Raw genomic sequence first — 15,749 nt, 5'->3', positions numbered from 1 at the left:
CTAATATAAAAATAAACAACTAGCTTAATAATTAAGCTAGTTGTTTATTTAATAGAGTTATGTTTCTAGCGACGAACTTAATAGTATTTTGCCGCAGTATATTTGCTTGAGGCTTTAATTAAATCGGTTTTCTTATCACTCTTTGCAAGTCCTGCATCCACTGTAGTATCAATGGTAACCCACTTCCCATTAAGCAACACTTCGTTCCAGGCATGATATTGCGTAACGTAGCTTGTATTCCCCATTACCAACTTAGCAGGAACATCTACACTCCGCAGCATTGCGGCAAAAAGAGAAGCGTAATCATAGCAAATCCCTTTTTTAGTAGTCAATGTCTTATCGATGCTTGGAATATAATCAGTAGTTACACTATTAGCAAGAGAGTAATCATATTGTACATTCGCAACTACATAGTTATAGATCGCTTTAACTTTCTCTTCGTCTGTTGTTTTGCCTTGTACTAATTGTTTAGCTTTGACAATCGCTTTATCAGAAGAACTCCATTTCACATTCTGTACGGAGCCCAAATATACGGAATTCGAGTCACTCATGGTTACGTCTACTACTTCGGAATATAACGCTTTGTATTTATTGCCGGTTGTATTCTCCAGAACAGAAACCTTATAAGTCCCATTTCCTTGTTGCAAAGGGAAGTCCTCAGCTTGTCCAGAAGCATACAAGTTATATGTATAGCTGCTGTTATCTTTGGTGATCATGAGTTTGATTCTTTTATCTTTCGGAATATCATAGTTAATACCAATAACACCTTGAGCCACTTTGGATGTAATCAACCAACTGGCATCTGCACTTGCAGCTTGAGCTGTACTTACCGGAACTGAAGTCATTAGGACGAACAACGCCACCAGCATAAAATAAACCTTTTTCACGGATAAAACTCCTTTCGGTAGCTGGCTGCCATCCTTTCGGGAAGGCCCTTTAGCTTTGCGTCCCTACCTTTCGATAGGTTTGCCGTTATCGTATAAGCTCTATCTGTTCTAGCTTTACTAGATATAATTGATAGAATCCATTTGAAACAAACAAAAAAAGCCTCTTCATTCGGTAGCTGGCTGCCATCCTTTTGGGAAAAGGCCCTTTAGCTTTGCGTCCCTACCTTTCGGAAGGTTTGCCGTTATCGTGTTTAGCTTTCATAGTATAATACTATCATATTTATAGTTGTGAACAAGACCTAATTTACTAGATTACCCATTATTTTATAAATATCTCCCGGTATTTGTGTTTTCTTGTCATTCACTATTCTCCTTTTGTTAATTTGGCATGAACAATCAGCCGATGCGTTGGATTCACTAGCGGATCACATGTAATCAGAGTAAGAATCTTATCCTTGTCATTCCCGTCAAGAACGGAGACATCACTCGGATCTACAACAGAAATATCGTATACCTCATAGTTAAACACCTGATCACTAGTCTTTACCGTGATAACATCCCCCACAACAACCTCATTCAATCTGTTAAACAAACGCCCCGTAGTTCTAGCCCGATGCGCCGCGATTGCAGCATTCCCGATCTCTCCAAGGGGTGCCGTTTCTTTCATATGGGCTGCAGCATGTTTCATATTAGCTTTTGTAGCCCCTTCTAATACAGGCAGCTTCAAATCAATCTTATCGATTTCAATTAGTGCGATTACTTTGCCACCGACTGCAATCTCCGGTTCAGGCTTTTCTGTCTCTTGGGGTTGGGGCTGTGCCTGGGCATCCAGAACCGATTCCTCTGCTAACAGCTGAGTAACTTCAGCATACCTGCTCTTCAGATCTGGCTGGGGAGTACTATCGGCAGTGCTTAGTTCAGCCGTTTCTAATAACTTCTCCTGCTGCCTGTCGTTGTACCACTCGTTAGCTGTCGGATATAACATGATAAGTATCCCAGCCAGTATGAGTAGATAGGAGAATTTACGCAATGTTATTCACCTCCGTATATTGTTTCTATGGTTATATACAAATCAAGCAGAAACAGCTACTTGCCTTTAAGCATAGCAACTCCTTCTGCCTGAAATTAATGTTTAAAATACCCATTTACGACTTCCAAAGAAATTGATGATCACCGTGATAAAGGTAACCAGCACCTTGGAGATCAAGACTTGAATACCTAGTTTGTCTGTCAACAGATGCATTAACAACAGTGATATTCCGAGCACTACCAGATTCAGCACGATAAACTTGACCAGCTGTACGCGGTCGAAGCCTTCTTTATTCCCCCGGTTGCGATCACGAAAGGTAACTTTTTTATTCAAAATAAAGCTATTCGCCGTGCCTGCACTATAGGAGATCACCTGCGCCAATGCGTATACCATCCCTAGTGAATTCAACAATGTGAAAATCACAAAATCAATAAGCGTATTGAGCAAACCTACGGCATTAAATTTGAGGAACTGTATGAATGCAGCGCGCAAGTTCTTATCTGACATCATTGTGGTCCTTCCGGCGGTCCAGTTGTTCTTCGTTCTGGTAGCCTTTAGTCTCACTAACAATATATAGCGGTCTATCTTTAGACTCGTCATAAATCCGTCCGATATACTCCCCAATCACACCCAACAGCATCAGAACGATACCGTTAAAGAGCAGATTAACGCCTACAATGGAAGCCCAGCCCGGAACCGTCCAGGAGGTAAAAAATATCTTTTGAAACAAGACGAAAAATAAATAGAGAAAGCTAGAGAATGAAAGGAAGAATCCAATATACGTAGCAATCTTAAGCGGCTTATGTGAAAAAGAGGTGATGCCATCTAACGCAAAACGAATCATTTTCTTCAGCGGATATTTGGTTTCTCCGGCAAAACGTTCTTCCCGTTCATATTCCACCATAGTCTGCTTGAAGCCAACCCAGCTCACCAAACCTCTGACATAGCGGTTCTTTTCTTTAAGTCCCCGCAGGACATCACATACCTTACGGTCAATAAGACGGAAATCGCCTGTATCCGTAGGAATATCCACACTTGTCATACTGCTGAGCAGGCGGTAAAAAAGCTTCGCGGTGACCTTTTTGAACATCGTTTCTCCGTGGCGCTTCAGGCGTTTCGCATATACAACGTCGTAGCCCTCTTTCCACTTCTCGATCATTTGCAAAATGACCTCCGGAGGATCCTGAAGATCAGCGTCAATAACAACAACCGCTTGACCTTCGGCATAGTCCATGCCAGCTGTAATCGCTACCTGATGTCCGAAATTACGCGAGAAGTCAATCAGCTTGACATGCTCGTCTCGTTCACAGATCTCCCGAATCATCTGGGCGGAACGATCACGACTGCCGTCATTGACGAAGACCAGCTCATAAGTATCGCCGCACTCGTCCATTACTTTTTTCAAACGTTCATAAGTATGGCTAATTACTTGCTCCTCATTGAACATGGGTACAATCACACTATATCTGGCTTTCACCTTTATTCCTCCTACAAGCTTTTTGGAGCGTTACATCCATCTACACTTCATAATAACGCTGCATTCATAAACTTATTTTATAGATTTTTATTAAATCCTAGAAAACCCAAGTTGGGAACCAACGCAGCATATCTTTCACGTAATCTCCACTGACCTGCATCCCTGACAGTACCGGGTAGAAAGCGATAAAGAGCAGCAAAGCAACGGCTACATAGACATACTGTACGTAACGGGCCTCAGGGAATTTACTATCCAGCAACTTCATTATATATACAATACCAAGAATCATAAATGGTACCATAGCAAAATAATGGTAAATAAATGTTTCTCTTGGGACAAGCATCCACGGAACATATTGCGAGAAGAAGGCGATCCAGATCATGTAGAGGTTCTTATCTTTACGTTTCAGCGTAATCCACAGCGTTGCCAGCATCGCAAAAATACCCGTCCACCAGATAAGAGGATTCCCCATAGTCACTATACTGCTGACCTGACCTTCCGGCAAACCTTCACCGCCGCTAAAGAACCAGACCGGTCTCTTCATAAACGGCCATTGCCACCATGAGGAAGCAAAAGGATGTGTAGCTACAAGCTGGCTGTGGTAGTTGTACATATTCTTTTGGGAATCAATCAAACCTTTTATAGTGAAGCCCTCTGCTGATGCAGATAACCCCGGCACAAAAGATAAGCTATAAATAATTACTGGAATAATTACAAAGAACCCGATACAACTAGCCAACGTAATAATAGTCTTTTTCCAAAAAGAATCTACTGCTTCACGACAGGTGCCCAGCAATTCCTTATCTTTAATCTTCCCCTCTGCCAGCAGGCGTCCGGAGGCTTGGTATTCTCTGTAGCGTTCAAAAAGGGAGATAGCCAGCATAATGGCCAGCCCTGCTCCTCCATAGAGCACAATCCATTTCGAAGCTACGCCGATTCCGAAGAATAAGCCAGACCAGAATAACGGAATTAATGTTTTTCTTAAAGGCTGCTTGTAGAAATTCATTGTGTAATACCGCTGCATAAAATAGAACATCAACATAATGAAGAATACTCCGTATACGTCAATCGTGGAGATTCTTGTCTGTGTGAAATGCATGAAATCCAGCGCAAACAATCCTGCCGCGAGGGCGGCGTATTTGCTTTTCTTAAACAAACGCAGCGCCATTACATATATAAGAGGTAACATGGCAACTCCGAACAAGGTTCCGATAATACGCCAGCCGAATGGATTGACTCCGAACAGCTCCATACCTATGGCAATCAACAGCTTGCCAAGCGGTGGATGCGTATTCTCGTAAGGCACTATCCCGTGTGTATATTCATAAGCTGTTCGCGCATGATAGATCTCGTCAAAATAAGTGCTATTCATAAAGTTAGAATATTCCGGAATGAGCGCCTGCTCGTCAAAAAGATTGGCCGCTGCTCCTCTTTTAGGTACTGCGTTAGCATCTGGTGTCACACCGGCAATAGGAAGGGGGATTCTTTCTCCCCCCTGCTCATAAAAGGCCATTTCGTTCAAAGTGAACCCTGGAGAGGTAACTGTTAACTTCACATATCTCGCTGTAACGTTCAGGGGTTGGCTTTTCCAGATGAAGACATTCCCGACATCCTCACTGACATCCATCGGACTGCTCCAGACCTCAGGATTGTCGCTGAATTCCAGCTTGAACTTACCCGTTCCCACGCCACCAAAGATATTGACCCGTTCCAATGGTTTACTCTGCCCCAAATCTACATAGAAGCTTTCACCACTGGCAGCAGGCTCCCATAAGGTCTCTGGAGATTTAGTAGAGCCAAGATTATATAAAGCAAGCGCTGCGTAAACGGCCGTGATAGCTATTATGCATATCCAATCTATACGCTTAAACTTCATCGTTAAATCGCCCTCCCTTCTGATGCGGTTTAATTTGCCCGACAACTCTCAAATCTTCTTCATACTGTTCTTCCGGTGTAATTGGCGCTGGAAGAGGTTTTATTCCCTTGCGGACATACACATCGTATCCGATATTCAGCATATAAAGCAGCAATGCTAGATTAGCTATAGCAGTCACTAATACGATTCCGTCTGCACCCGGGCTAACATCTGCATTCAGGTGGGATAAGGTGTACGCCACATTGATGTATTGCGTTAAGCTGAATCCGAGAAATAGCGATAAAAAGCGGCGGTCCCGACTTTCTATATAAGTAAACAAACAAAGAATAAGAGCAGGGAACATATAACGTTCATGCATTTTGGTGCCAAGCACAAAGACCACTACTATAAGCACCATCCCGATAAAATAGGATTTGGTCAGATCCAAGCGATCCTTTTTAAAGGAATAAAATGCCGCAACAGCTATAGCCACTAAAATAAATATGAAGCCCCATACACGGTATGGAATGCCAAGCCAGGTTAGATCAAGGGATGACCACATCGGATCAGTCAGTGCATACAGATTAAATGCATTCACTGAAGAATACGGATAGGAAGATAACGTACTCTTGTAAAGATCAATAATCCCTACCAGACCTCCGTTATTCCAGAAAAACGGTGCCGCAAGCAATCCGAAGATCCCTAATCCATACAAAGCTCCGAATCCAAGCTGCTTCCAAGCGCGGTGATGATAAAAAGCAAACAACAATACCGGCGTGAATATCAACGCTTGCGGTTTAATTAGCGTCGCTAAAGCAAACAAAATTGCGGAGCGAACAAACTTTTTGTTCGCAGCGCCATGGATACTGAGCAGCAGGAAGATCAAAAAGAATGAATCTGCTTGTCCCCAAGCCGCTGAATTAATAAGTACCGCTGGATTAAACAGAAACAACAACATTAAGCCGAAAGCTATTCCTGTGCCGAGTTTTTTGCGTGACATTTGATAAATGAAGTAGCCGAGCACCAAATCAGAAAGGATCGCAGGGAGCTTGAAGAGCAAATTCTCTCCACCTGAGCCCTGAGTGAATCCTAAAACGCCACGAATGGCGCTAAGCACGTACAATATGTACAAATAGCCAGGAGGATAATCGGCAAAATAACCTTCTTCATAAAATTTGCCTGGACCTAAATCCACCATACGCTGTCCCCAAGAAATAAAGGTATTCATATCATTCTGATATCCTTGCGCGGTAAGACCAATCCACACTCTCAGAATAAAAGCAATTCCGATGGCAATGCTCAGCCATTTGGAATAAATATTCTCAGGCTGCTTCATAAGCTTCTCACTACGGAATGCCTTAGTATAAAGCACTGCAAAAAACACGCTAAACAGCGCTGAGATCAGCAACATCTTAGTTGGAGATACTTTATGTGGAGTGTCTGCCTTTTTGTCGCCGGCATCTGGACTAACCGCTGAACTATCCAGCGAAATGACGTTAGCCCCTTCAGGAGCCGCGTCTAATTTTTCTACAGCAAAATCATCAAAATAAGCCTTACCTTGAATCAAGCTAGAGTAGCCGCCCAGACTTGCGCCTATGCCAAATGACTTCTGCTCCGGTCCTGTCTGGCCGATATATTCAAGATACTGCCATTCACCTGCCGTATCAGTTACGCTGGGATACCCCCCGCCTACTCCAACGGCAAGAATGTTGGCGCCCATTCCCTCTCCTGCTGTACTTCCTACTTTGATCCATCCAGAGATTTTATAATAACTATTCGGCGTAGCCTCAATCGTCTGCACCCATTTCGAATGATTGGGCTCGATATTCTCAATGACTGCCGCCTTGCTGCCGGAATGAACTTCCTCCGATTGGATTGAAAGTAGGCCTGAATTATCTCCTGAAATCCACATATCCTTAGTCCAGTTAGAAGGCGCATCATCTCCCCCCTCCTCAAAGCTAGGGTTCTGCAATAGATTCCCCTCTGCATAAATGCTTGTTACAGGAAGCACAAACAATAACAGCATCAATACAGTCATTACGGCCGCACGTGTACTCTTGATCATCGTCCCAACCTCACCTCGTCCTATATTCATCTTAGTCCAGCCAAAAGCATATCCCTTCTGAAAAACAGCTCCCGAATTAGTGTATTTCACCGTTGCTAAGAAATCATTTGGATTGATTTTCTCATAAAAGAGCATATAAATATAGGGTATGTTAACCTTATCTGGATCGCAGACCCTTCCATCCACAATATTCCATTCCATAGGATCGCCCTAAGCTTCAAGGCTCTTATATAGACTCTTATATAGAATAGAAGAATCGCAGTGGCTAAAGCAAATACCGGAGCAAAAAAACAGGCCATTCTATCAGCATAAAGCGAGAGAACTAACAAAATGGTAAGACCATAGGACCACCTAGGGTTTGAAGTATTTTCAGTACAAAATAAACAGAGATCACGATCAAGGAGGGAACAAATTGGACTCTAATGCCAAGGCTGCCTCGTCCTGAACATCACCTCTTCAACAATATAATCTAAATCATAGATGATGAAAAGCTAGAAACATAGACTAGGCTGAATGGTTGAGTGCCAACAAAAATATAAAAAAAGGGCCCCCTCAGTTATGAAGGAGCCGTTGAATGCACATCTGTATGCTATATATGAGTTAGCCCGCACTACCAAGAAATACATAACGGAGAATAATCAGAATAGCAAGTACCCACATCATCCAGTGAATATCGTATTTTTTCTTGCCAGCAAGGTTAGCTACACAAGCAAGGATTACATAAGTTACGATACCAAAGGAAATACCATTAGCAATATTATAAGTGAAAGGCATGATTACTAGAGTAAGGAACGCTGGAATCGCAACAACCATATCTTGAAAATCAATTTCGCGAATCGATTGTGCCATGAGCACGCCTACGACAATCAATGCTGCGGCTGTAGCAGATCCAGGGATCAGAGCAACTATTGGTGCAAGGAACAACGCAAGCAAGAAGCACACACCCGTTGTTACAGCTGTAAGACCTGTACGTCCACCTTCAGCAACACCTGCCGCGCTTTCTACAAAAGCAGTAGTAGTGGAAGTACCCAATGCCGCACCACCAGCAACAGCAATGGCATCGACAAACATTGCATTACCTACACGTTTGTTACCTTCTTCAGGGTTGTCCATAATACCAGCGCGTTGAGCAGTACCTACAAGTGTACCAAATGTATCGAACAATTCTACAAAAGTGAATGTTGCGATTGCTGAAACAATACCGGTGTGCAGGATACCATCCCAGTCAAATTCGAAAAAGTTCAATTGCGTCAGGTCAGGCACCCAAGGGGTTGTCGGACTGGACAAAGAGCCAAAATCAACTACACCCATCAGTATACCCGCGAGGGTTGTACCCAAGATACCGAATAAAATCGCACCTTTAACTTGCAGTACCATCAGGATGGAAATAAGAAGCAATCCAATAATTACCAATTGTACATCAGTGTTCTCTAGGCTACCCATATGAATAATTGTTTCAAAGGATAGGACATCTGTGAATGTATTGGCGGAAATATCTTTACCAGCTTCGACACCAATCGTCATCAAACCACTGTTCTTAAGCCCAAGGATTGTAATGAACATCCCGATACCTACGGTAATGGCATGCTTCAAGCTGTCAGGAATGGCTGTCAGTAAGATCTGCCGCACTCGGGTAACCGTGAGCAGGATGAAGATCAAACCGGAAATAAATACTGCGGTCAGACCCATTTGCCAAGTGAATGGATGTTCTGAGGTTGCAGAAGACAAAATTACGGAAGCAAAGTATGCATTAAGTCCCATACCTGGTGCCAATGCTACTGGAAAGTTTATAAACACGCCCATTGCAATGGTGAAAATACCTGCTGCCAGCGCAGTCGCTAGAAATACAGAGTACCAGCCCATATCGATGCGGCCAAATGCTGTTAATGTGCTCGGATTAACCGACAGGATGTAAGCCATAGCCATGAACGTAGTCAAGCCGGCCATTATCTCTGTACGTACTGTAGTGCCGTTCTCTTTCAACTTGAAAAACCGATTCAAATTGTTCTCCCCCTAAGGTATGTTGTGGCTGACAGCAACAAAAAGCCGGTATCTGATCGACACCGGCTCGAAAAAAAGAGTAGCACCCATGACTATAGCCCTAGATTCAGGACAATACGGGTTGCTCAGCTCTTCTTAATCGTAGCCAGGTCATTACGGTGACCTCGTAGAAACTTCCAGGCCTATTCCCGGAAATATACGAAAGAATTATGTTGTTGTGCTTTATCATTTTAGGTGGATATCACATAAGTTGTCAATGAAAAAAGCGAACATTTTCGACTTTATTTTTTCTATTGTTCGTAATTCATACATTTTTATCTTTAACTTCAACCCCAAAATCCTTTAAATCATGCAGCTTATTAACTATCAAAGGCCTTTTCAAATGGGTATTTTTCCCTATAAACAATTTCGATGTTCCCTAGCTTATTGGCCTTTGGAATACTGATAGCTATGCCAAGAATTAGCAAAATGCCCTATAGCTAAACAAATCACTGCAATACCCAACCAGAAAGATCTACCCCATATAGCCGCAAATCCAAATGCACAAACAGGGAGAACTGCCATGGGAATCGGAAGAAACAATAATGGAGCCCATAATAATCTGAATTGCTGTCCCTTAACCATATAACGAATCCATAAACCGTAATAAATCGTGATAAACACAAAGATAAGTGCAGCCCAGATCCCGAATTCTACATTTTCAAAGTTATCCTTTGAAATCGCAAGAATGGCTATACACCCCAACTGCCCTACTCTCTCCAAAAGAGTGTAGACGATGCCGGCATCTTTTAAACCGCTGGGAACATGATCGGGCGGAAACTTAATCATCAGTAAACTTGGGGCAAGAATAACCATAGCTATCAGTGTTCCAATAAGTGAGAATCCCATTCTAATGGCTCCTATAAGTATATTTTTCCCAGTTTATCACATTCTCTAAAGTTGCTATATAGGGTCCGTCACAAGCTTCACGGTTAATAAAAAACCTGCAGTCCCTTAATAAATAAGGAGCTGCAGGTTTCTTATTGCTATATGCTATTCCCACTCAATCGTTGCAGGTGGTTTCGAAGTAATGTCATACACTACGCGGTTTACATTCTCAACTTCGTTGACAATACGTACAGAGATTTTTTCAAGAACATCCCATGGGATACGTGCCCAGTCAGCGGTCATGCCATCGATGGAAGTTACTGCACGAACACCTACTGTGTAGGAATACGTACGAGCATCACCCATAACTCCGACACTCTTCATGTTAGGCAGGGCAGTGAAGTATTGCCAAATTTCACGGTCTAATCCCGCTTTAGCAATTTCTTCTTGCAGAATGTAGTCAGAATCACGAACGATGGTAAGCTTGTCCTCTGTTACTTCACCCAAGACACGAATAGCAAGACCTGGACCTGGGAAAGGCTGACGCCATACGATCGCACGTGGCATGCCAAGCTCTTCACCGAGTTTACGAACTTCGTCCTTAAACAAGGTGTTTAGCGGCTCGATCAAGCTGAATTTCATATCTTCTGGCAGGCCGCCCACATTGTGGTGGGATTTAATGGTTTGCGCTGTAGCTGTTCCACTCTCAACGATATCCGTATAAAGCGTACCTTGTGCAAGGAATGAAAAATCTCCGAGCTTAGCTGACTCTTCGTCGAAGCAGTAGATAAACTCGTTACCAATGATTTTACGTTTTTGCTCAGGGTCTTCAACACCTGCAAGTTTGCTCATGAAGCGATCGCGTGCATCGATTTTCACTACATGAATATCGAATTTGCCTACGAAAGTCTCCATAACGCTTTCTGCTTCACCTTTACGCAGAAGGCCGTGGTCAATAAACATACAGGTCAATTGATCTCCGATTGCACGGTGGATAAGCATAGCCACAACGGAAGAATCCACTCCGCCACTAAGAGCGCAGAGTACTTTTTTATCTCCGACTTGATTGCGAATATCTTGAACGGCTTCATCGATAAACGATTCCATTGTCCATTTGCCGTCGCAACCACAAACTTGGTATAAGAAGTTCGAGATCATCTCGTTACCTTGAACGGAGTGACGTACTTCTGGGTGGAATTGCACAGCGAACAGTTTGCGCTCCGCGTTGCTCATTGCTGCAATTGGAGCACTTTCTGTACCTGCATCCAGCTTGAAGCCTGTTGGAAGCTCAACTACATGGTCACCGTGGCTCATCCATACAGTCTGGCGGTTCTCCAATCCTGCAACTAAAGCAGTTCCTTCTGCAAAGTCAACATCAGCTTTACCATATTCCCGTTTAGCCGAACGTTCTACTTTACCATCAAGCTGATGAGCCATCAGCTGCATACCATAACAAATACCGAAGATCGGCACTCCTAGATCATAAATAGCCGGATCTACGTGTGGTGCATCTTCAGCGTATACACTGCTAGGTCCGCCGGAGAAGACAATTCCTTTAGGCGAAAGTGCTTTAATCTTGTCAACTGGCGTATTGTACGGCAAAAGTTCGCTGTATACTCCCAGGTCCCGAATTCTGCGCGCGATAAGTTGGTTGTATTGTCCCCCAAAATCGAGAACGACGATAATTTCATTTGGCTTGTTCATTACGTGCCTCCCTTGATTATTGGATTCATTATACTCATGGTTAATTCTCATCGTCAAGGAAAGGAGGACACGCCTCTCATAATCAGAGAGTGATAAAACTTCATGCAGAACCTTCCTTGCTATGGCATAAATTAGATAGCGGATCTAAGCGTTATTAGCCGTTTATGTTAAACGGAAGGTAATGAGCAGACATTCGCGAATAAACGCGGCCGCATCAGAAGCCGCAGGTTCGCCGCCAAGGGCGGGAGCGGAGTCTACGGGATTGTCGCGGGCAGAGATCACGGCTGTGGAGGCCGAAGCTGGCGCGTACGCCAGAGTCTCCCACTGGCGGACAAACTGCCGGACGGCTACATCTAGTCCGGCATCGTAAATCCGCAGGGAGTCCACATACTCCCTGCCAGTAACGCCGGGCGGCGGCGGTCCAAACCGCTCCGCCAGCCCGTGCCAAGCCAGAGAGGCCGCGCGCAGCTGCCTCTCCCGGCTCAAGCTGCTGCCGCGACGCGCGGCCAGCAGCAGAGCCAGGCTGCGCCGCCAGCGCCAAGCGGCGGCGGGAAGCAGCGCCGCGGCAGCGAGCGGCGCTGAAAAGGGCCCGCCCGCCAGCGGCAGGGCGGGCAGTTCCGCGCTGCGCGTTGTTTGCGGCGCGACTGCTGCGGCCGCAGGCCGTGCCGGCGCAGGGAAGCCAGCCGCAAGCGCAGGACCCGGCGTCGGATCGAAAGGAACCCAACCTGCGCCGGCAAAATAAACCTCTACCCAAGCATGCGCATCCCCTTGGGTGACTAAATACTTCGCCGGCATGGCTTCCTCCTGCTGGGTTCCAGGTCCGTAGCCTTGAACATACCGCGCTGGAATACCTGTGCTTCGCAGCAATACGGTCATCGCTGTGGCAAAATGCACACAGTAACCCTGTTTGGTCTCAAACAGGAAATGATCCACAAAATCAGCCCCAGCTGGCGGAACCATGGTATCCAGCGTGTAAGAATACCCGTTTTGCAAATAATCCCGAATGGCGGTTGCGGAATCATATCGGTTACCCGAGGAAGCTGTGAGCTTCTCTGCCAGAGCTTTCACTCGCTCAGGTAATAAATCAGGCAGCTGCAAGTATTTATTCTTTATTTCTTGTGGATCAGCGTCACCCAAACCGCGCAGTAGTACTGGATTACTCTCGGGAAGTATAGAATCAACTATATACTCAGTGATCCGAGTTGACCCCACCGAATCTGGCAGACGAAAGGTATCCCTGTCCTTATTCGCCAGAACATAACCAAGCTGGCTGCCATTGGATAGTTGAACTGTCTCAACATCTGTTAGGGTGCCCGCATTGAATACAGGAATTCCGCCGGAAGAGGGGCTGGCAAATTGTATCCGCTGTTGCAAAGTCCGCCCCCCATTAGTGGTGGTTACCGTCGCCGGAATCTGAGGCAGGCTGGACAAGTTAAGCGGAGTAAACTCCTCACCCCCTCTGATCCAACGGCGACCGTCATAATAGGCAATGCTCTCCCCGCGCCAATAGGTACGCTGGCTGGTCAATGCTGTGAAGACTGGCTCGGTATTGCGTGATAATGGAGCACCCAGTTCTCCATCATTTGTACTATACCCTGTTGTTCCTGCAGGTATAGCCTCATTATCTTCCGGCATATGGCCCGAAGCCCATTCCTGCAGCTTTTCAAAGGTTGACTGGAGTGTAGTTTGGTTAGGCGGTCGTACTTCATATACCTGCCCACCAAACCATGCTGTCATCATGACGAATATAGCAGTTGCTAATGCCAAAACTCCCCATCGGGCATACGGCAGGTGAATGCTGCCCACCCGTTCCCGCAGACGGAGCAAACCACTCATTGCTTGCATCCATACAATAAGCCCGACTGATATTACAACATCCGTTGTCGTATTAACGCCAAAGCCAATATCCAGAACTAATAGATAAATGAGGGTCACCGCTGTAAACAGCAGCGTACTACCTCTGAAAAGTGCAAGCTGCTGCACCGAAGATACCAGCAGCCCCCAGCCAACAATCAAAATCAAAAGTCTGCTGATCTCGCTTAGCTGAGAAACATGCCCGGAAAAGAGCAAAATCAGATCATTTGGAATTTCTACTGCATAAATGCCCAGCCATCCTGTCCCTACGCTCTCGCTGCATAGATATAGCCAAGCTGTGCCGATCATCAAACATTGGATACTTAGCAATAGCCACCCGGGAATCTGAAGGATTCCCCACATCAACAGCACGGCAGCAGAAATCATCAGAATCTGCAGCAATCTAGCAGTATCTTCCAATGAAGTCGTTCTATATAAAGGGAGCAGCCATTCTAAAAACAGCCCCAAAATAGCCAAAGAGAACAGCATGCGATAATACAGAGGTATCTTTCTCTGTTTACCGGCATGACTGTTCTCCAGTTTTTCCAAATGGAGCTGCTTTGGTTCCTTCCCACTGTGCTCATTCATAGAGAAGCTTGTGTCACCCGGTATCCGCTTACCGTAGCGTTGGTTTTCCGGATGATTCATGGTACTCTACCTCCCTGAGCCTGTAAGCTGGCAATGCATCATCCAGACAAAACATCCGTGCTCCCAGACGACCCAGACTATCCCCGACCGTTCCCCGCACAGGCTGGCGGATCTCCTGCAGCATTACCTCAGCAGGCAGCGGAGCTGGCTGATCCCAAGCATAATAGAGCTCAACTTTTACACCTTGCACTAAGAATTTAGCGATAACCTTAGCGGATTGTTCCTCTAATCTTCCGGTCACTATAGCAACGGTCATTCCCGGAATCCAGCCTCTAGAAGCATCCTCCAACAGCTCGGACAGGGTTCTTGTTCCATTCGGAGAAATATCAGTTAGAATATCCAGCACTCTCCCTGGGATTTTACCCAGTCCTTCATGCCTAGCCATTCCTTCCGGCCAGCCTCCGCTAAATAACTGGACATAAGCACCTGACTGCTCAGCAAAGAGCATCAGCCCCATCGCCGTTGACACCGCCTTCTCAAATACCGGAGGCTGCTCCTCCCGACTGCCACGAGGTGTAAGTGCATTGGCTGGAATCTCATAGCTTTTGGGATCATTAGCCAACACGATACAGCTCATTCTTGCCTTTTCACGCTCTGGAACTTTGCTCTGCAGATTTCCTAGCCGGGCGCTGTTCTTCCAATGAATTCGGCTAAGCGGATCACCGGGCTCATATTCCCGCGATTCCATGGTCTCATCATTGCTGCTTCTTCCCCTTCTGGAATAGAGCGAATTACCGCTAATAAAGCCGCTATCCGGGACTGCTCCGCCATAATATAGGGGGGCTGGCAGCACTTTAACGCTATGCTCTTCAGCAGGCTCAGATCGGCCTGTGAACCAGCCGGGCAAATCTCCCCAAGTTACTCTACAGCCCTGCAAATGATGATGTCCCCGCGGCATATTCTCAAGAAGGTAGGTGTATTCAAAAGAGCGTCTGAATCCCGGAAACAGTAGCTTGTGATGTCCTCTATCCCTCCAAAAATCAGCGATAGTCAGCCATGGCAGTGGAAGCCGGGCAGAGAAATTCACCCGTACCTTCACAAGCAGTGTACTTCCAGCTATCGGTTTTACTGGAGTGATTGTCCGTTCAATCTTTATCGCCCGTGGACCTGAAAGTTGAACAATCAGTCCGCCAACCATGATAACGCCTACAGCGATCAGCAGAAATAAGAGTGATGCGCCTCCGCGCCATGCATATAAAACACCTATAATTCCAGCCACAGTCAGCATCCGCAGCCATTCAGCCAACGCACTACGGCTACGCGGATAGCTTCTAACTCTTTCAGTCTTGTTATTTAATTTGTGTTCTACTTTTTTTGAAGAGGACAATGGAACGAACACCCTTCCTTTGGGTCTAGACTTG

General features: G+C 45.4%; 11 protein-coding genes and 3 riboswitches. All 11 genes read right to left on the bottom strand.

What is annotated here, in order from left to right:
- Positions 1–77 precede the first annotated feature (77 nt).
- Positions 78–887 carry a transglutaminase-like domain-containing protein gene (locus NST58_RS03670; RefSeq protein WP_038568647.1) on the bottom strand — a complete coding sequence of 270 codons (810 nt, stop codon included), beginning with the start codon at positions 885–887 and terminating at the stop codon, positions 78–80.
- 13 nt (positions 888–900) lie between these two features.
- Positions 901–981: riboswitch (cyclic di-GMP riboswitch) on the bottom strand.
- Between the two features lie 74 nt (positions 982–1,055).
- Positions 1,056–1,138: riboswitch (cyclic di-GMP riboswitch) on the bottom strand.
- 113 nt (positions 1,139–1,251) lie between these two features.
- Positions 1,252–1,917: a class D sortase gene (locus tag NST58_RS03665; RefSeq protein ID WP_254848855.1), complete on the bottom strand. Its 666-nt coding sequence runs from the start codon at positions 1,915–1,917 to the stop codon at positions 1,252–1,254.
- A gap of 102 nt (positions 1,918–2,019) precedes the next feature.
- Positions 2,020–2,427, bottom strand: coding sequence for a GtrA family protein (locus tag NST58_RS03660; RefSeq protein WP_076130538.1), 408 nt, complete (start codon positions 2,425–2,427; stop codon positions 2,020–2,022).
- Positions 2,414–3,394 (bottom strand): glycosyltransferase family 2 protein, encoded by a 981-nt coding sequence (locus NST58_RS03655; protein WP_038568643.1) that lies wholly within the window; start codon positions 3,392–3,394, stop codon positions 2,414–2,416. Before NST58_RS03655 ends, NST58_RS03660 begins: the two co-directional genes overlap by 14 nt.
- 97 nt (positions 3,395–3,491) lie before the next feature.
- Positions 3,492–5,270, bottom strand: coding sequence for a phospholipid carrier-dependent glycosyltransferase (locus tag NST58_RS03650; RefSeq protein WP_076195064.1), 1,779 nt, complete (start codon positions 5,268–5,270; stop codon positions 3,492–3,494).
- Positions 5,260–7,515, bottom strand: coding sequence for a glycosyltransferase 87 family protein (locus NST58_RS03645; RefSeq protein ID WP_339246273.1), 2,256 nt, complete (start codon positions 7,513–7,515; stop codon positions 5,260–5,262). Before NST58_RS03645 ends, NST58_RS03650 begins: the two co-directional genes overlap by 11 nt.
- 399 nt (positions 7,516–7,914) lie before the next feature.
- Positions 7,915–9,315 carry an NCS2 family permease gene (locus NST58_RS03640; RefSeq protein WP_036679893.1) on the bottom strand — a complete coding sequence of 467 codons (1,401 nt, stop codon included), beginning with the start codon at positions 9,313–9,315 and terminating at the stop codon, positions 7,915–7,917.
- A gap of 122 nt (positions 9,316–9,437) precedes the next feature.
- Positions 9,438–9,537, bottom strand: a riboswitch (purine riboswitch).
- Between the two features lie 201 nt (positions 9,538–9,738).
- Positions 9,739–10,203, bottom strand: a complete 465-nt coding sequence (locus tag NST58_RS03635) for a hypothetical protein (protein WP_076106071.1) — start codon at positions 10,201–10,203, stop codon at positions 9,739–9,741.
- Positions 10,204–10,347: 144 nt separating this feature from the next.
- Positions 10,348–11,886: a glutamine-hydrolyzing GMP synthase gene (gene guaA / locus NST58_RS03630; RefSeq protein WP_036679874.1), complete on the bottom strand. Its 1,539-nt coding sequence runs from the start codon at positions 11,884–11,886 to the stop codon at positions 10,348–10,350.
- Between the two features lie 162 nt (positions 11,887–12,048).
- The gene (locus NST58_RS03625; protein ID WP_339246271.1) at positions 12,049–14,388 is read right to left on the bottom strand and encodes a transglutaminase domain-containing protein; all 2,340 of its coding nucleotides are present in this window, start codon (positions 14,386–14,388) and stop codon (positions 12,049–12,051) included.
- A complete protein-coding gene (locus NST58_RS03620; protein WP_312151174.1) occupies positions 14,357–15,715 on the bottom strand; it encodes a DUF58 domain-containing protein in 1,359 nt (452 codons plus the stop codon). The genes NST58_RS03625 and NST58_RS03620 overlap by 32 nt, the downstream gene beginning before the upstream one ends.
- Positions 15,716–15,749 lie beyond the last annotated feature (34 nt).

It is taken from the genome of Paenibacillus sp. FSL R10-2796, from assembly GCF_037965315.1.
Lineage (GTDB): Bacteria > Bacillota > Bacilli > Paenibacillales > Paenibacillaceae > Paenibacillus_AQ > Paenibacillus_AQ odorifer.
This window is presented reverse-complemented; position numbering and strand designations above follow the sequence as displayed.

What these genes read in the sequence shown, in the direction of transcription:
- NST58_RS03635 (WP_076106071.1), bottom strand. Translation starts at nt 10,203, where the DNA reads ATGGGATTCTCACTTATTGGAACACTGATAGCTATGGTTATTCTTGCC.
- NST58_RS03650 (WP_076195064.1), bottom strand. Translation starts at nt 5,270, where the DNA reads ATGAAGTTTAAGCGTATAGATTGGATATGCATAATAGCTATCACGGCC.
- guaA (WP_036679874.1), bottom strand. Translation starts at nt 11,886, where the DNA reads ATGAACAAGCCAAATGAAATTATCGTCGTTCTCGATTTTGGGGGACAA.
- NST58_RS03645 (WP_339246273.1), bottom strand. Translation starts at nt 7,515, where the DNA reads ATGGAATGGAATATTGTGGATGGAAGGGTCTGCGATCCAGATAAGGTT.
- NST58_RS03660 (WP_076130538.1), bottom strand. Translation starts at nt 2,427, where the DNA reads ATGATGTCAGATAAGAACTTGCGCGCTGCATTCATACAGTTCCTCAAA.
- NST58_RS03625 (WP_339246271.1), bottom strand. Translation starts at nt 14,388, where the DNA reads ATGAATCATCCGGAAAACCAACGCTACGGTAAGCGGATACCGGGTGAC.